Source organism: Delftia sp. WSY_7, assembly GCF_043104845.1.
GTDB lineage: Bacteria > Pseudomonadota > Gammaproteobacteria > Burkholderiales > Burkholderiaceae_C > Comamonas > Comamonas tsuruhatensis.
Genome location: NZ_JBICLB010000021.1, coordinates 113808 through 130630 on the forward strand (window position 1 = coordinate 113808; position 16823 = coordinate 130630).

A 16823-nucleotide genomic window follows, 5' to 3' on the forward strand; every position below is an offset into this window, starting at 1 on the left:
CATGAACGCGCCACGCACAAGGGTGCAGCGGCGCCCTGTGCATGGGGTGTTGCTGCTCGACAAACCGCTGGAGCTGTCCAGCAACGACGCCTTGCAGAAGGTCAAGTGGTTGCTGCGCGCCGAAAAGGCCGGACACACCGGCACGCTGGACCCGTTGGCCACCGGCGTGCTGCCGCTGTGCTTCGGTGCGGCGACCAAGTTCAGCCAGTTGCAGCTCGAAGCTGCCAAGACCTACGAGGCGATTGCGCGCCTGGGCCAGACCACGACCACGGCCGATGCCGAGGGCGAGGTGCTGCGCGAGCGCGCCATCGATCCCGCCGCCCTCACGGCCGAGCGGCTTGCCGCCGTGCAGGCGCAGTTCACGGGCCCCATCCGCCAGGTGCCGCCCATGTACAGCGCGCTCAAGAAGGACGGCAAGGCTCTTTATGAATATGCGCGTGCCGGCATCGAAGTCGAGCGTCCGGCGCGCGAAGTGACAATCCACGCACTGGAGCTTTCGCTGACGCAAGACAGCCAAGGCCAGCCGGCGATCCGGATGCTGGTGACCTGCAGCAAGGGCACCTATATCCGCACGCTGGCGGAGGACGTGGGAGAGGCCCTGGGCTGCGGCGCGCACCTGCGCGCGCTGCGCCGTATCGACACCGGCGGGCTGGGTGTCGAGCGCTGTATCTCGCTGGAGGCGCTGGCCGCCATGGGCGAGGACGAGCGTCTGCAGCAGTTGCAGCCTGTCGATGCCTTGCTGGCCAGCCACACGGCTGTCACGCTGGGCGAGCAAGATGCGGCCCGTTTTCTCACGGGCCTGCCCCGCAAGGGCGCTTGGGCCGATGCCGAGGCGGTGGCTGTGTATGGCGAAAACCCCCAGGCTCTGCTGGGGGTGGGGCGCGTGGTGCGTGGGGAACTCATCCCCGCCCGCCTGCTCAGTTCACTGGAAATTCAACAGATTTTGGAAGACACGCCGCGCCCATGACGCTGCGGCAATGGGAAAACACTATGAGCAAACAAATCCGCAATATCGCGATCATCGCCCACGTGGACCACGGCAAAACCACCATGGTGGACCAGCTGCTGCGCCAATCCGGAACCTTCGCCGAACACGAGAAAGTCGTGGACACGGTGATGGACAACAACGCCATCGAACGCGAGCGTGGCATCACCATCCTGGCCAAGAACTGCGCCGTGAGCTGGAACGACACGCACATCAACATCCTCGACACACCCGGCCACGCGGACTTCGGCGGTGAAGTGGAGCGTGCCCTGTCCATGGTCGACGGCGTGGTGCTGCTGATCGACGCGCAGGAAGGCCCCATGCCCCAGACGCGCTTCGTGACCAAGAAGGCGCTGGCCCTGGGCCTGAAGCCCATCCTCGTGGTCAACAAGGTGGACAAGCCCGGCGCGCGTCCCGACTACGTGGTCAACGCCGCGTTCGACCTGTTCGACAAGCTGGGTGCCACCGACGAGCAGCTGGACTTCCCCGTGGTGTACGCCTCGGGCATCAACGGCTGGACCTCGCTGGAAGAAGGCGCTCCGGGCGAGCAGTGGGGCCCCGACATGTCGGCCCTGTTCGACACCATCCTGAAGCACGTGCCTTCGGTCAAGGGCGATCCCGCCGCTCCGCTGCAAATGCAGATCTCGGCGCTGGACTACTCCACCTTCGTGGGCCGCATCGGCGTGGGCCGCATCACCTCCGGCACGCTCAAGCCTTCGACCGACGTGCTGGTCATGGAAGGTCCTGACGGCAAGAGCTACAAGGGCCGCATCAACCAGGTTCTGAAGTTCCAGGGCATCGACCGCGTGCAGGTGACCGAAGCCGGCCCCAGCGACATCGTGCTGGTCAACGGCATCGCCGACCTGGGCATGGGCGTCACGCTGACCGACCCGCTGAACCCCCAGCCGCTGCCGATGCTCAAGATCGACGAGCCCACGCTGACCATGAACTTCTGCGTCAACACCTCGCCGCTGGCAGGTCGTGAAGGCAAGTTCGTGACCAGCCGCCAGATCTGGGACCGCCTGCAAAAGGAACTGCGTTCCAACGTGGCCCTGCGTGTCAAGGAAACCGACGAAGACGGCATCTTCGAAGTGTCGGGCCGCGGCGAACTGCACCTGACCATCCTGCTGGAAGAAATGCGCCGTGAAGGCTACGAGCTGGCCGTGTCCAAGCCCCGCGTGGTCTACCGCGACGTGGACGGCGTGCGCCACGAGCCCATCGAGCTGGTGACGGCCGACATCGAGGAAGGCCACCAGGGTGGCGTGATGCAGGCCCTGGGCGAGCGCAAGGGCGAGCTGGTCAACATGGAACCCGATGGCCGCGGCCGCGTGCGCCTGGAATACCGCATTCCTGCGCGTGGCCTGATCGGCTTCACCAACGAATTCCTGAACCTGACCCGTGGTTCCGGCCTGATCTCCAACATCTTCGACAGCTACGAGCCGCACAAGGGCGAAATCGGCGGCCGCAAGAACGGTGTGCTGATCTCCATGGACGAAGGCGAAATCTTCACCTACGCCCTGGGCAAGCTGGACGACCGTGGCCGCATGTTCGTCAAGGCCAACGATCCCGTGTACGAAGGCATGATCATCGGCATCCACAGCCGTGACAACGACCTGGTGGTCAACGCCACGCGTACCAAGCAGCTGACCAACTTCCGCGTGTCCGGCAAGGAAGATGCCATCAAGATCACGCCCCCGATCGACCTGTCGCTGGAATACGCGGTGGAATTCATCGAGGACGACGAGCTGGTGGAAATCACCCCCAAGAGCATCCGCGTGCGCAAGCGCCACCTGTCCGAGAACGAGCGCAAGCGCGCTTCGCGCGCAGGCGCATAAGCGCCGTGGCGCCGAGGGCGCGCGCAAGCCAGCCGGCTTAGCCGCCCTCATTGTCAAAGGCCGCATCCGCGGCCTTTGTCTTTTCTGCGGCGGCTTCTGCCACGCCGTCCGCCAGGCCGTCCGTCAGGCATTCAGCCGCAGCAGCAATTCGCGCAGGCGCTGGCCGGACGCTGCGCTCTGGTGCGGGTTGAGCGCCAGGGCCAGGCCGATGGAGGGCAGGGTCCCGGCGTCTTGCAGCGTGCGGAACACCACGCCCGGCGTGCTGCCCTTGGCCACGATGGCCGGCACCAGGGCCACGCCCAGGCCCGCGCCCACCAGGCTGACCAGGGTCTGGGCCTGCACCGCATGCTGCTTGACCTGGGGCATGAAACCCGCGTTCTGGCAGGCCAGCACCACCAGCGCATGCAGGCCGGGCACTTCGCTGGGGCGGTAGTTGACGAAGGGCTGGTCGGCCAGATCCCGCAGCCGCAAGGCGGGCCGCTGCAGCAGCGGGTTGCCTTCGGGCAGCACGGCCACCAGTTCGTCCTTTTCCACGGGCGTGATGGACAGCTCGGTGGCCTGCGTCACCGGGTAGCGCAGCAGGCCGGCATCGAAATCGCCGCTGGCCACCTGCGCGCAGATCTCGCGCGTGGTCGATTCGGTCAGCACCAGGTCGATCAGTGGATATTCGCTGCGAAAGGCCTGCACCAGCCGTGGAATCAGCGAGAACGTGGCCGAGCCTATGAAGCCTATGTGCAGCCGGCCGCGCTCGCCGCTGGCCGTGGCCTGCGAGACCTCCTGCACCTGGCGCGCATGGTGCAGTGCCAGCTCGGCACTTTCCAGGGCCGCCCGGCCTGCCTCGGTCATCTCCGTGCCCCGGCGGTCGCGCTGGAACAGCTGCACGCCCAGGCTGTCTTCGAGCCGGCGGATGGATTGGGACAGCGGCGGCTGCGACATGTGCAGCTGCTCGGCCGCCTGCCGGTAGTTGAGCGTGCGGGCCAGGGTGACGAAGTGACGCAGTTGGCGCAGGTCCATTGATATCCACCGTGTATCAGCGATGCTGAATTAAGTCTTAGACGCAACTTCAAAGATATCAAATACTGGCTCCCTGAAGCAACATGGAGACCACAGTGCAGGCTGCGTTGACAGGGATTCGGGTGCTGGATCTGTCCAGCGTGGTGTTCGGGCCGCTGGCCAGCCAGGTGCTGGCCGACTATGGCGCCGAAGTCATCAAGATCGAGCCGCCGGCCGGCGACTCCACGCGCCACACCGGCCCTGCCGTGGAGCCCGGCATGGCGGCCATGTTCATGGGCACCAACCGCAGCAAGAAGAGCGTGGTGCTCGATCTCAAGCAGGACGAGGCGCGCCAGGCCCTGCATGCGCTGCTGGCCACGGCCGATGTGTTCATGCACAGCATGCGCCCGCAGAAGCTGGCCCCGCTGGGCCTGGACCCCGACACGCTGCGCGAGCGCTATCCGCGCCTGGTCTATGCAGGCCTGCATGGCTTTGGCGAGGACGGCCCCTATGCAGGCATGCCCGCCTACGACGACGTCATCCAGGGCATGAGCGGCCTGGCCGACCTGATGGAGCGCCAGACGGGCGAGGCGCGCTACCTGCCCACCATTGCGGCCGACAAGACCTGCGCCCTGGTGGCCGCGCATGCCGTGCTGGCGGCGCTGTTCCAGCGCGAGCGCAGCGGCCACGGCTGCTTTGTGGAAGTGCCCATGTACGAGACCATGGTGGGCTTCAACCTGGTCGAGCATTTCTACGGCATGCACTTCAGCCCCGCGCTCAGCGGCGCTGGCTACCCGCGCGTGATGGCGCCCTGGCGCAAGCCCTACCGAACGCTGGACGGCCACGTCTGCATGATGCCGTACACCGATGCGCACTGGCAGCGCTTCTTCGCCGCCGTGGGCCAGCCGCAGCTGGCCCTGGATGCGCGCTTTGCCAGCCAGGCCAGCCGCACGGCCCACATTGCCGAGCTGCTGGAGACCGCAGGCGAGCATGTGGCCCTGCACGGCACCCAGCACTGGCTCGATACCTGCCAGCGCCTGGAGATTCCTGCCGCCCCGGTGGCACGCATGGACGATCTGCCTGCCGATCCACACCTGCAGGCCACGGAGTTCTTCGTGCCGCTGCACGACGCCGCCATGGGCACCGTGCACCTGCCTCGCTCCTCCGTGCGCATGGATGGCCGGCAGGCCCCCATGGGCATGCCACCGCGCCTGGGCGAGCACACGGCGGCGCTGCTGGCCCAGGCGGGCTGGAGCGCCGAGCGCATCGCCGGCCTGCAGATCACGCAACAGGAGACATGAGATGACAGTGAACACCCCGCAGCCCCACCCTGGCGCCGCCTGGAACGCCGTGCCCCGCATGGGCCAGGGCTTCTTCTGGCAGGACCTGCAGGTTGGCCAGCAGCTGCGCACCTTCCGCCGCACCGTGACCGAGTCCGACCTGGTCGCCTTCATCAATGCCACGGGCATGCTGGAGGCCATCTTCATCGAGGAGGGCTACGACGGCGGCGCCATTGCCGGCCGCCCCGTGCCGGGCGCCATGACCTATACGCTGATCGAAGGCTTCATCCTGCAAAGCATGATCCAGGGCACGGGCCTGGCCATGCTGGAGCTGCACCAGAAGATCCTCGGCCCCGTGCTGGTGGGCGACACCATCGAGGCCCTGGTCGAAGTCACCGCCATCAAGCCCACCTCCAAGGGCAACCGCGCCGTCGTCACCTCGCGCATCGAGGTCTTCAACCAGGGCCACCACAAGGTCATGGAGTACACGGCCGTGCGCCTGCTGGCCGGACGCAGCTAGACGGACAAAAGAATTCCCATAACGACACCAGGAGACAACAGCATGGACAAGAAAGGCAACAAGGCCGCAGGCAGACAAGGGCGGCGCAGGGTGCTGGCCGCCGTGGCGGCCTGCATGGCAGCCGCAGCGGCAGTGCCGGGGGCGGCCCTGGCCCAGCAGCCCTGGCCCAGCAAGCCCATCACGCTGGTTGTGCCTTTCCCGCCGGGCGGGCCCACCGACCTGGTGGCGCGCGTGCTGGCCCAGCAGGTGGGGCAGCAACTGGGCCAGACCGTGATCGTGGACAACCGGCCCGGCGCCAACGGCAACATCGGCAACGCCCTGGTGGCCAAGGCCGCGCCCGATGGCTACACCGTGCTCTACAACACTTCGTCGATTGCGCTGAGCCCGTCGCTCTACAAGAAGATGAGCTACGACGTGAACAAGGACCTGATGCCTGTGGCGCTGACGGCCGTGGTGCCGCTGGGCCTGGTGGTCAACCCCAAGCTGCCGGTGAAGAACGTGCAGGAGTTCGTGCGCCATGCCAGGGACAAGGCGGGCCAGCTGTCCTATGGTTCGGCCGGCAACGGCAATGTCACGCACCTGGCGGCCTTCCAGGTCGTGCAGCACTACCAGATCGAGGCCAGCCACGTGCCCTACAAGGGCAGCGCGCCGGCCGACGTGGATCTGGTGGCCGGGCAGATCGACTTCATGACCGACACCATTAACTCCGTCGCACCCTTCATCAAGGAGGGACGGCTCAAGCTGCTGGCCGTGAGTTCCTCCAAGCGCCTGCCCAACTTCCCCGATGCACCCACGCTGGCCGAAAGCGGCATGTCCGGCTTCGAGGCCGGGGCCTGGCAGGGCGTGATGGTGCCCGCGAAGACGCCAGCCGCCATCATCCAGCGGCTCAACCAGGAGCTGATGCGCGCGCTCAAGGACCCGGGCGTGGTCGAGAAGCTGCAGCTGCAAGGCGCCGAAGGCCTGGGTTCCACGCCCGAGGAATACGGCGCCTACATCCGCAGCGAGATCAAGCGCTGGGCCGGCGTGGTCAAGAGCACGGGCGTCTCTCTGGACTGAGTGCGCTGCGGTGCGCGGCGGCTGCCCGCCCTGTCGTGCACTTGCGCAAATTGGCACCTGTTTGTCAGGGGTGGGCGCGGATTTTCAGCTATGGTTGCGGCTCATCGCCCCGGGCTGCCGGGGCAGGGCATGCATAGCAACAAGGAGCAAGATATGACGGGAGCTGCCGGCGAAGTCCTCAGCGAAGTGCGGGGCCGCATTGGCATGATCACCTTGAACCGGGCCAAGGCGCTGAACGCGCTGTCGCTGGGCATGGTGCGCGATCTGCTGGCCACCCTGCTGGCCTGGCAAAAGGACGATCAGGTGCTGGCCGTGGCCATCCGCGGCATGGGCAAGGAAGGGGCCTTCGGCGCCTTCTGCGCGGGCGGCGACATCCGTTTTCTGCACGGCGCAGGCAGCACGGGCAATCCCCAGCTGGAGGACTTCTTCACCGAGGAGTACGCGCTCAACCACCTGATCCACACCTTCGGCAAGCCCTACATCGCCTTCATGGACGGCATCGTCATGGGCGGCGGCATGGGCATCAGCCAGGGCGGCACGCTGCGCATCGTCACCGAGCGTACCAAGATGGCCATGCCCGAGACGGCCATCGGCCTGTTCCCCGATGTGGGTGGCGGCTACTTCCTATCGCGCTGCCCCGGTCACGCGGGTGAGTGGCTGGCGCTGACGGGCGACGTGATCGGCGCGGCCGACGCGCTGGACTTCGGCCTGGCCGATGGCTATCTGCCCTCGGACCAGCAGCCTGCGCTGTGGGATGCCCTGGCCGCCGGCAGCTTTGCCGATGCAGCGGCCGTCGAGGCGCTGGTGAAGTCGAAGTTCACGGCCCCGGCCAAGCCAGCGGCCCAGCCCCGCGCCGAGATCGACCGCGTGTTTGCCCTGCCCACGGTGGCTGCCATGGTGCAGGCACTGGAAGCGGCGGATGGCGAGTGGGCGCAGCACACGGCAGCCACGCTGCGCAAGCGCTCGCCGCTGATGCTGCACGTGGTGCTGGAGCAGATTCGCCGCGCACGCGGCATGACACTGGCCCAGGACCTGCGCATGGAGCGCGACATGGTGCGCCACTGCTTTTACCTGCGCCCCGGCCAGAGCGAGACCATCGAAGGCATTCGCGCCCTGGCCGTGGACAAGGACCACCAACCGCGCTGGAACCCTGCGCGCATCGAAGACGTGCAGGACGCGCAATGGCGTGCCTTCTTCGACAGCCCCTGGCCCGTGCACTCGCACCCGCTGGCGGCGCTGGACTGATCGCGCGGCGGTTGCTCAAACCTCCAAGGGTTCAAAAGGCTATCCGGCACCGCGCCGGATGGCCTTTTTTTCGGTTCAGCAATCAGCGGGCTCCATGCGGCAGGAATGGCCTGCCAGCAGCCGTACCGCGTCGTCAATGCGCGGGCCCGGATCCCATTCGGGCACGGGCGGCGTCAGGCCCAGGGCCATCTGCCGCAGCGGCTCGGCAATGGCCATGGACAGCAACAGGTCGCAGATGACATCGGGCTGCTCTGCCCTGAGCAACCCCTTCGCGCACTGGCGCCGCAGCCAGTCCACCAGCATGCCGCGGCCGCGCTCTATGCCGTTGCGCTGGTAGACCTCCAGCAACTCGGGCTTGGCGGGGAAATCGGTGGTGAGCAGGCGGAACATCCCCACCGCCTCGGCCGACAGCACGCGCGCGGCAATCACGCGCAGGATCTCGGCCAGCGCCGGAGCCACCTCTGAGGCCGACTGCGCATCGGCCGACAGGGCGGGGCGGAAACCGTCGGTCCAGCTGCGCACCACCAGGGCCACCAGATCCTCGCGGTTGGCGGCAAAGCGGTAGAGCGTCTTCTTGGCCAGCCCCGCGCGCCTGGCCACGGCTTCCATGGTGGTGGCGGCATAGCCTTCATTGAGCAAGAGCCAGGTGGCGGCGGACAGGGCGGCATCGTTGGCCTCGTGCTCGGGCCGGGCCGGCCGCCCGCGCGGCCTGGGGGCCACAGGAGTGATTTCGGTTTCCATTGGATTTCTTGTCGTTCCGTTCGGTGTTGTGCAGGGTCGTGCCTGGTTGTGCAGCATTTTGTTACCCGGCTGGGATTATCCGATTGTTTGGAAACGTTGTTCGTTTCTTTAATATAAGATGGCTTTTCCTCATCAACCCAGGAACGGAAAACACCCATGAACTCCCATGCCTTCGAGCCCGACATTTCCCGCATCGACGAGCTGCTGCACATCACGCCGCTGCGGCTGGAGACGGGAATCCAGCGCCTGCCCAGCGGCTGTCTGGTGGTGGCCTGCCGCACCGACCTGCACGGCTGCAGCGGCCGCATGCTGGACTGGTGGTTCAAGTTCTTCGAGACCACGCAGCACATCAAGTGGTGGCATCCGCATGACCACATCGCACATCGCGGCTGGGATGCGCAATGGAAGAAGGGCGAGAGCTACATAGGCGCCTCCATCGAGGCCGTGGAGTCCCTGGCCGATATTCCGCCCGTGGCGGCCAGGCTCAAGTTCCACGATCCGCGCGAGCTTTTCGACCCTGCGCAGCTGGAGCTGGCCTTTGCCGAAAAACGCGCATCGGCCGCCGTGTATGCGCGCATCGGCTTCGGCGAGCATGTGCAGCTGGACGCCAGCGGGGACCCCATGGACGGGCAGATGGTGCACCTGGCGCGTGACACGCCTTTTGGCTGCGTGCTGCGCAGCCGCTTTTTGCTGGGCCAGTCCTGCGCCGACCCGGCGGCCGAGCTGCCCGACGCGCTGGGCCTGGGCCTGCTGCGCCACTGCTACACGGAGTTCACCTACCTGTCGCGCTTTCTGCCCTCGCTGTACTACGGCGAACATGGCAACGGCGAGGCGGCGCCGCTGCCCTGGTAGCCGTGGCCCCAGGCTTCAAAGCTGCTGGTGCACGGCCGTGGCCAGCTGCAGCAGTCGGTTGCGCGGCAGGGCGCCGCTGAGGGCATAGCCAAAGCCCTGGTCCACCCAGTAGAAGCTGGGCACGGGGCCGTCGCTGCTGAAGCGAAAGGCGGTCTCGCCACGCGTGGCCGGGTCCTCCAGCGCGCCCAGATACAGGGTGATGCGCTCGCCGGCCGCATCCTGGTACATGAACTGGGCGCGTGCGCCGCTGTCGCCGGGCAGCAGCCGGCCGCCCACCAGCTCATAGCCCAGTTCCGTGAGGGCTGGCAGCTTCAGCGGCCGGCCCAGGCGCTTGGAAAGCCATTGCAGCAAATGGGCCTGTTGCGCTGCCTCGACCTCGACCGGGTGGCGCTGCTCGGGCTGGTAGACCGCGTGGGCGACTGCTGCCTGATGGGCGAAGCGGGCAGGTGCGGCAGCGGCCAGCGTGTCCGCCGTTGAGGGTGCCGCAGGCGCTGCCTGCTGCCCGTGCACCAGCCAGCCCAGGCCGAAGGCCAGCAGCCAGCCTGCGGCCATGCCGCCCCAGCGCCACCATTGCTGCTGGCGCTGTTGCAGGCCCTGCAGCTGCTCGGCGGCGGCGCGCATTTCATCGGGCATGGGCGGTTCGCTGCGGGCGCCGTGCAGGGCGCGCAGCAGCTGCCGCTGGCGCTGCCATTGCTCCACGCGTGCTGCGCTGTCTGCATCCAGCTGCTCGCGCAGCGCCTGTGCCTGTGGGGCCGGCAGGCGGTCATCGACCAGGGCATGCAGCTGCTCGTCGGGGATGGCCGTGGCAGCCGAGACACAGGAGGAGGAGGGGGAGGTGGGGGCGGGGGCAGTCATGGCGGCCTCGTCATTTGAGCCGGCGCAGCGACGGGGCTGCGGCTTGGGGTGCAGCAGTCTGGGCGGGCGAAGCTGCGGGCGGTGCCTCCATCAGCTCGCGCAACCGGGAGCGTGCGCGCGACAGGCGCGACATCACGGTGCCCAGGGGCAGCTGCAGCACGCGCGCCGTGTCGGCATAGCTCATGTCCTCCACGCTGACCAGCAGCAGCACGGCCCGCTGCTCGGCGGGCAGGCGCTGCAGGCAGCGCTCCAGGTCCAGGGCAGCGTCGCTGCTGTCCTCGGGCGCTGCCAGGGACTCGGACAGGCTGTCGATGTCCAGCCACTGCCCTCGTGCGGCAGAGCGCCGCTGGTTCAGGTAGAGGTTGTGCATCAGGGTGAACAGCCAGGCGCGCAGATCGCCATCGGAGCGCCACAGCAGCCATTTGCGGCAGGCGCGTTCCAGCGTGTCCTGCACCAGGTCGTCGGCTGCCCAGGCATCGCCTGCCAGCAGCCGCGCGTAGCGGCGCAGGCCGGGCAGGTGCTCCAGGATCTGGCTGCGGTCCATGGGCAGGTCCGATCGCGCAGGGGGCCGGACTCAGGGGCGTGCGGTATGCCAGACGCCCATGACGCCGTCGCCCGTGGTATCGCCGGCCTTGCCGTCCTTCACCCAGTAGTACAGGGGCTTGCCCTTGTAGGCGATCTGGCTGCTGCCATCGTCGCGCTGGATCACGCTGTAGTTGCCGCCAGAGGGCGCCTGCTTGCCCATCAGGGGCGGCCAGTTGGTCGCGCAGGGGCCATTGCAGACGGACTTGCCACTGCCGGCCGTGTCCTTGTCGAAGGTATAGAGCGTCATGCCGTTGGCGCCGACCAGAATGCCGTTTTGCACGCTGACCGCACTGGGCGGCGTCTGGCCAGAGGCGTTGGCCGCAGGCGCGGAATAGCAGCCTGCCAGGGCCAATGTCAGGGCTGCCGTGAAGGCACAGGTACCAAGTTTCATGCCGAGCTTCTTCATCGCTGTCTCCGGTGCTTGCCGGCGCGCGAAATTGCGGCCGGACACTGCAATGAACACTGGACCGTGCCGGTTTATTCCGCAGCAGTGCAAAAAAAGCTGCGGATGCCCGTCAACGGTTGAAGCTCTTCATGGCGCGCTCGACCTCGCGCTTGCCTTCGCGGTCCTTGATCACGTCGCGCTTGTCGTGCTCGGCCTTGCCCTTGGCCAGGGCAATGTCGCATTTGACATAGCCGTTCTTCCAGTGAAGGTTGATGGGCACCAGGGTAAAGCCCTTTTGCTCCACCTTGCCGATCAGGCGCAGGATGTCGTCCTTCTTGAGCAGCAGCTTCTTGATGCGCGCCGCGTCGGGGTTGACGTGGGTGGAGGCGGTCTTGAGCGGGTTGATCTGGCAGCCGAGCAGGAACAGCTCGCCGTCCTTGACGATGACGTAGCCGTCCGTCAACTGCACCTTGCCGCTGCGCAGTGCCTTCACTTCCCAGCCGTGCAGCACGATGCCGGCCTCGAAGCGTTCCTCGAAGAAGTAGTTGAATGCGGCTTTTTTGTTGTCGGCGATGCGCGACTGTGTTTCAGGTTTCTTGGCCATGGAGTAATAGATGCGGCGAAAACCTGGAGATGAAAGGTCTCCCTACAATACTGGATTGCCGTCTTCCCGCCGTGCGGGATTTTAGTTTCGCCTTGCCGTCATTGTGACAGCCGGCTGTGCCATGGCGGCGCTGCCGGTGTTTTGCATGCCGTGCAGCCCGCCCCATTCATGAAAAAAGTCAACAAGTCCGTCCTGATCTGGTACAGCCCCCAAGAAATGTTTGCCCTGGTGACGGACGTGGCCCACTATGCCGACTTCCTTCCCTGGTGCGATCAGGCCAGGGTGCTGGAGCAGGACGAGCAGGGCATGACGGCCGAGGTGGGCATTGCATTCGGCGGCATGCGCAAGTCCTTCGTCACGCGCAACACGCACAGCGTGCTCGACGATGGCGGGCGCCAGGTCAGCATCCGCCTGATCAAGGGGCCGTTCTCGCGGCTGGAGGGCCACTGGATGTTCCGCCCCGTGGGCGACGGATCGCAGCGCGCCTGCCGTGTCGAACTGCAACTGGACTACGGTTTCGACAGCATGGCCCTGGCCGCCGTGGTCGGCCCGGTGTTCGACCGCATTGCAGGCTCCATGGTCGATGCCTTCATCAAGCGTGCCGAGCAGGTCTATGGCTGAGCCACAGCCCGCTGTGCGCATCACTCTGGCCTGCAGTGCGCGCGCCGGCGAAGTCGTCGAGCTGTTTCTGCAATTGCCGGCCGGTGCCACGATTGCCGATGCGGTGGCGGCGGCGGGCGGCTGGCAGGCGCTGGGCTTTGCGCAGGCCGGGCCGGCAGGCCTGTGGGGCCGCAGCGCGCCTTTGACGCAAGCCCTGCGCGACGGTGACCGAGTGGAGCTGTACCGGCCCTTGACCGTGGACCCCAAGGTGGCGCGCCGCGAGCGTTTCGCACGCCAGGGCGCTCGGGCCACGGGGCTGTTCCAGCGCCAGAGGCCTGGAGCCAAGGCCGGCTACTGAGCCGGCCCGGATTCGGCGATCAGCGCATTGCGCCGCAATCGGAGGCGATGATGGCGTCGGCGCGCTTGAGTTCCGCATCGCGCGTGGCGTCGTCCATGAAGCCGCGCTCGCCCTGCTCATTCGTGTAGCCCAGCAGGCGGCCCGAAGACAGCGCGGTCTTGGACTGCTTGGCGCGTGCGCAGTTGTCCTGGCGCTGCTTGGCAATCCGTTCCTTTTCCGCCTTGGCCTTGGCGGCCTCCTGGGCTTCGGCCTTGCGCTTTTGCTCTTCCAGGGCCTTGTCGGTGCCTGCGGGCTTGGTGTCCTTGGCGGCTGCGGCAGGTGCTGCCGGTGCCGCGGCGTCCGCCGCAGGCGCCGTGCCTGCATCCGCAGCTGCCGCAGCGGCGGAGGGCGCGGCGGCAGGCGGCGGTGTGCTGCCGCCAGGCTGGCGCAGGATGTTCTTGGCGGGAATGTCAGGAGGCGGTGCGCGGTCGCTGAAGACCTTGCGGCCTGTGGCGTCGACCCATTGCCACTGGGCGGCTGCGGGCAGCGAACAGGCGGCAAGCGTGACTAGCAAAACAAGCTTGATGGCGTGCATGGTGAGTTGGGGATCGGGCCGAATGGCCTACAGCATACATTGTGATCCGGCGCACGGGTACAATCCTTCTTTTGGAGCTCTCACATGCGCCTTCTCGGTAAAGCCCTGACCTTCGACGACGTCCTTCTGGTCCCCGCTTTCTCCCAGGTCCTGCCCAAGGACACTTCGCTCAAGACGCGCTTTTCGCGCAACATCTCCCTGAACATTCCCCTTGTGTCCGCCGCCATGGACACCGTGACCGAGGCGCGTCTGGCCATTGCCATCGCGCAAGAGGGCGGTATCGGCGTCATCCACAAGAACATGACGGCCGAGCAGCAGGCCGCCGAAGTGTCCAAGGTCAAGCGCCACGAATCCGGCGTGGTGCACGACCCCGTGGTCATCACCCCCGAGCACACCGTGCTGCAGGTGCTGCAGCTGTCCGAGAACCTCGGCATCTCGGGCTTTCCCGTCTGCGACGGCGGCAAGGTGGTGGGCATCGTCACCAGCCGCGACCTGCGCTTCGAGACCCGCTACGACGTCAAGGTCAGCCAGATCATGACGCCGCGCGAGCGCCTGATCACCGTCAACGAGAAGGACGGCACCACGCCCGTGGAAGCCAAGGCCCTGCTCAACAAGCACAAGCTCGAACGCATCCTGGTCGTGAACGACGCCTTTGAACTCAAGGGCCTGATCACCGTCAAGGACATCACCAAGCAGACCACCTTCCCCAACGCAGCGCGTGACAGCGCAGGCCGCCTGCGCGTGGCCGCCGCCGTGGGCGTGGGCGAGGGTACCGAGCAGCGCGTGGAGCTGCTGGTCAAGGCCGGCGTCGATGCACTGGTGGTGGACACGGCCCACGGCCACAGCAAGGGCGTGATCGACCGCGTGCGCTGGGTCAAGCAGAACTACCCCCAGGTGGACGTCATCGGCGGCAACATCGCCACCGGCGCCGCTGCGCTGGCACTGGCCGAGGCAGGCGCCGACGCCGTCAAGGTCGGCATCGGCCCCGGCTCCATCTGCACCACGCGCATCGTCGCCGGTGTGGGCGTGCCCCAGATCATGGCCATCGACAGCGTGGCCCAGGCCCTGCAGGGCACGGGCGTGCCGCTGATCGCCGACGGCGGCATCCGCTTCTCGGGCGACATCGCCAAGGCCCTGGCCGCTGGCGCCTCGACCATCATGATGGGCGGCATGTTCGCCGGCACCGAAGAGGCTCCGGGCGAAGTCATCCTGTACCAGGGCCGTTCGTACAAGAGCTATCGCGGCATGGGCTCCATCGGCGCCATGCAGCAGGGCTCGGCCGACCGCTACTTCCAGGAATCGAGCACCGGCAATCCCAATGCCGACAAGCTCGTGCCCGAAGGTATCGAAGGCCGCGTGCCCTACAAGGGCTCCATGGTCTCCATCGTCTACCAGATGGCCGGCGGCGTGCGCGCTGCCATGGGCTACTGCGGCTGCGCCACCATCGAAGAGATGAACAACACGGCCGAGTTCGTGGAGATCACCGCCGCAGGCATCCGTGAATCGCACGTGCATGACGTGCAGATCACCAAGGAAGCGCCCAACTACCGCGCCGACTGATCCAGGTCCAGCGCCTTGGCGCGAGATGGAAAAGAGGTCCGGGCAGCCACTGCCCGGACCTCTTTTTTTCGTGCGCTCACGAAGCTCAGATGGCGAAGTTGTCCAGCACCGCGCCCGAGCTGGCGCTCGATGCGTTGAACGCGAACTTGGCCTGCACGCCCCGCGTGTAGCGGGGCGCGGGGGCCTTCCATGCCGCACGGCGCTGGGCGAGCACGTCTTCGGGCACGTTCAGCTGCAGCTGCAATGCGTGCGCGTCGATGGTGATCGAGTCGCCCTCGTGCACCAGCGCGATGGTGCCGCCCACGGCCGCTTCCGGCGCCACGTGGCCGACCACCATGCCCCAGGTGCCGCCGGAGAAGCGGCCATCGGTGATCAGGCCCACGCTCTCGCCCAGGCCGGCGCCGATCAGGGCGCCCGTGGGGGCCAGCATTTCCGGCATGCCGGGGCCGCCCTTGGGGCCCAGGTAGCGCAGCACCATCACATCGCCGGCCTGTATCCTGCCGTCGAGGATGGCCGCCAGTGCCGATTGCTCATCGTCGAACACGCGTGCCGGGCCGGTGATGACCGGGTTCTTCAGGCCCGTGATCTTGGCCACCGCACCTTCCGGGCTCAGGTTGCCCTTGAGGATGGCCAGATGGCCCTGCGGATAGAGCGCATCCGAGAGCGGGCGGATGACCTGAGGGTTGGGCGGTTCGTCAGGCACGCCGGCCAGGGTCTCGGCGATGGTCTGGCCCGAGATGGTGATGCAGTCGCCGTGCAGCAGGCCCGCATTCAGCAGGATCTTCATCACCTGCGGGATGCCGCCCGCCTGATGCAGGTCCACCGCCAGGTATCTGCCGCTGGGCTTGAGATCGCACAGCACCGGCACCCGCTGGCGGATGCGCTCGAAGTCGTCGATGGACCAGGGCACGCCGGCCGCATGGGCGATCGCGAGAAAGTGCAGCACGGCATTGGTGGAGCCTCCGGTCGCCATGATCACCGAGACCGCGTTCTCGATGGACTTGCGCGTCACGATATCGCGCGGCTTGAGGTCCATCTTGATGGCCTCGATCAGCACCCTGGCGGATTCCTTGGCCGAGTTCTCCTTTTCATCATGGGGATTGGCCATGGTGGAGGAGTAGGGCAGGCTCATGCCCAGCGCCTCGAACGCGCTCGACATGGTGTTGGCGGTGTACATGCCGCCGCACGAGCCCGTGCCGGGAATGGCGTGCTGCTCGATGTCCTTGAGCTCCTGGTCGCTGATCTTTCCCGCGGCGTTCTCGCCGACGGCCTCGAACACGCTGACGATGTTCAGGTCCCGGCCTTTCCACCTGCCGGGCAGGATGGTGCCGCCGTAGACATAGATGGCCGGCACATTGGCGCGCAGCATGCCCATCATGCCGCCCGGCATGTTCTTGTCGCAGCCGCCGACCACCAGCACGCCATCCATCCACTGGCCGCCCACGCAGGTCTCTATGCAGTCGGCGATCACCTCGCGGCTGACCAGCGAGTACTTCATGCCTTCCGTGCCCATGGACATGCCGTCCGAGATGGTCGGCGTGCCGAACACCTGCGCGTTGCCACCGGCTTCCTCGATGCCTGCGATGGCCGCGTCCGCCAGCCTTTGCAGGCCGGAGTTGCACGGCGTGATCGTGCTGTGGCCGTTGGCCACGCCGACCATGGGCTTCTTGAAATCCTCTTCCTTGTAGCCCATGCCGTAGAACATGGAGCGGTTGGCTGCGCGCGCCTTGCCTTCGGTGATGTGGGCGCTTCGGCGGTTGATCTGGTTCGGCGGGGTCATGGCATGTCTCTCGTT

At 66.8% G+C, this 16823-nt stretch carries 18 protein-coding genes; 10 read left to right on the top strand and 8 right to left on the bottom strand.

The window, feature by feature from the left end; translation table 11 throughout:
* Nucleotide 1: 1 nt before the first annotated feature.
* Nucleotides 2–967, top strand: a complete 966-nt coding sequence (gene truB, locus ACF8ME_RS09550; protein WP_016448882.1) for a tRNA pseudouridine(55) synthase TruB — start codon at nt 2–4, stop codon at nt 965–967.
* Between the two features lie 23 nt (nt 968–990).
* On the top strand, nt 991–2820 hold the full coding sequence (gene typA, locus ACF8ME_RS09555) for a translational GTPase TypA (protein WP_034364351.1): 1830 nt from the start codon (nt 991–993) through the stop codon (nt 2818–2820).
* A gap of 123 nt (nt 2821–2943) precedes the next feature.
* Here typA and ACF8ME_RS09560 read toward each other — a convergent pair whose 3' ends face one another.
* Complete coding sequence (locus ACF8ME_RS09560; protein ID WP_392416168.1) at nt 2944–3834, bottom strand: LysR family transcriptional regulator; 891 nt, start codon at nt 3832–3834, stop codon at nt 2944–2946.
* An 83-nt stretch (nt 3835–3917) separates the two neighbouring features.
* Between ACF8ME_RS09560 and ACF8ME_RS09565 the strand changes: the two genes are divergently transcribed.
* The 4 genes from ACF8ME_RS09565 (at nt 3918) to ACF8ME_RS09580 (ending at nt 7914) form a co-directional block, all read left to right on the top strand.
* A complete protein-coding gene (locus tag ACF8ME_RS09565) occupies nt 3918–5114 on the top strand; it encodes a CaiB/BaiF CoA-transferase family protein (RefSeq protein ID WP_074923289.1) in 1197 nt (398 codons plus the stop codon).
* Nucleotide 5115: 1 nt separating this feature from the next.
* A complete protein-coding gene (locus ACF8ME_RS09570; protein WP_209800357.1) occupies nt 5116–5613 on the top strand; it encodes a MaoC family dehydratase in 498 nt (165 codons plus the stop codon).
* 42 nt (nt 5614–5655) lie between these two features.
* On the top strand, nt 5656–6669 hold the full coding sequence (locus ACF8ME_RS09575; RefSeq protein ID WP_016448877.1) for a tripartite tricarboxylate transporter substrate binding protein: 1014 nt from the start codon (nt 5656–5658) through the stop codon (nt 6667–6669).
* 153 nt (nt 6670–6822) lie between these two features.
* Nucleotides 6823–7914, top strand: coding sequence for an enoyl-CoA hydratase/isomerase family protein (locus ACF8ME_RS09580; protein WP_016448876.1), 1092 nt, complete (start codon nt 6823–6825; stop codon nt 7912–7914).
* A gap of 75 nt (nt 7915–7989) precedes the next feature.
* Here ACF8ME_RS09580 and ACF8ME_RS09585 read toward each other — a convergent pair whose 3' ends face one another.
* On the bottom strand, nt 7990–8655 hold the full coding sequence (locus ACF8ME_RS09585) for a TetR/AcrR family transcriptional regulator (protein ID WP_047327212.1): 666 nt from the start codon (nt 8653–8655) through the stop codon (nt 7990–7992).
* 156 nt (nt 8656–8811) lie between these two features.
* Here ACF8ME_RS09585 and ACF8ME_RS09590 point away from each other — a divergent pair, with 156 nt between their 5' ends.
* Nucleotides 8812–9507 carry a DAPG hydrolase family protein gene (locus ACF8ME_RS09590; protein ID WP_012204844.1) on the top strand — a complete coding sequence of 232 codons (696 nt, stop codon included), beginning with the start codon at nt 8812–8814 and terminating at the stop codon, nt 9505–9507.
* Between the two features lie 15 nt (nt 9508–9522).
* Here the strand turns inward: ACF8ME_RS09590 and ACF8ME_RS09595 are convergent, their stop codons facing one another.
* From ACF8ME_RS09595 to smpB, 4 genes are all read right to left on the bottom strand, one after another.
* Complete coding sequence (locus ACF8ME_RS09595) at nt 9523–10362, bottom strand: anti-sigma factor (RefSeq protein WP_047327213.1); 840 nt, start codon at nt 10360–10362, stop codon at nt 9523–9525.
* Between the two features lie 10 nt (nt 10363–10372).
* Complete coding sequence (locus ACF8ME_RS09600) at nt 10373–10906, bottom strand: RNA polymerase sigma factor (protein ID WP_016448872.1); 534 nt, start codon at nt 10904–10906, stop codon at nt 10373–10375.
* Between the two features lie 30 nt (nt 10907–10936).
* The gene (locus ACF8ME_RS09605) at nt 10937–11353 is read right to left on the bottom strand and encodes a hypothetical protein (protein ID WP_016448871.1); all 417 of its coding nucleotides are present in this window, start codon (nt 11351–11353) and stop codon (nt 10937–10939) included.
* A 109-nt stretch (nt 11354–11462) separates the two neighbouring features.
* Nucleotides 11463–11936: an SsrA-binding protein SmpB gene (gene smpB, locus ACF8ME_RS09610; RefSeq protein WP_016448870.1), complete on the bottom strand. Its 474-nt coding sequence runs from the start codon at nt 11934–11936 to the stop codon at nt 11463–11465.
* A gap of 168 nt (nt 11937–12104) precedes the next feature.
* Between smpB and ACF8ME_RS09615 the strand changes: the two genes are divergently transcribed.
* On the top strand, nt 12105–12557 hold the full coding sequence (locus ACF8ME_RS09615) for a type II toxin-antitoxin system RatA family toxin (RefSeq protein ID WP_392416171.1): 453 nt from the start codon (nt 12105–12107) through the stop codon (nt 12555–12557).
* A complete protein-coding gene (locus ACF8ME_RS09620) occupies nt 12550–12894 on the top strand; it encodes an RnfH family protein (protein ID WP_016448868.1) in 345 nt (114 codons plus the stop codon). Before ACF8ME_RS09615 ends, ACF8ME_RS09620 begins: the two co-directional genes overlap by 8 nt.
* A 19-nt stretch (nt 12895–12913) precedes the next feature.
* On the opposite strand, the gene ACF8ME_RS09625 is transcribed toward ACF8ME_RS09620, so the two are convergent.
* Complete coding sequence (locus ACF8ME_RS09625; protein ID WP_034364364.1) at nt 12914–13468, bottom strand: DUF4124 domain-containing protein; 555 nt, start codon at nt 13466–13468, stop codon at nt 12914–12916.
* Nucleotides 13469–13552: 84 nt separating this feature from the next.
* On the opposite strand from ACF8ME_RS09625, the gene guaB reads away from it, so the two are divergent.
* Nucleotides 13553–15028: an IMP dehydrogenase gene (gene guaB, locus ACF8ME_RS09630; protein WP_013803023.1), complete on the top strand. Its 1476-nt coding sequence runs from the start codon at nt 13553–13555 to the stop codon at nt 15026–15028.
* A gap of 85 nt (nt 15029–15113) precedes the next feature.
* Here guaB and ilvD read toward each other — a convergent pair whose 3' ends face one another.
* Complete coding sequence (ilvD, locus tag ACF8ME_RS09635; RefSeq protein WP_047474146.1) at nt 15114–16808, bottom strand: dihydroxy-acid dehydratase; 1695 nt, start codon at nt 16806–16808, stop codon at nt 15114–15116.
* Nucleotides 16809–16823 lie beyond the last annotated feature (15 nt).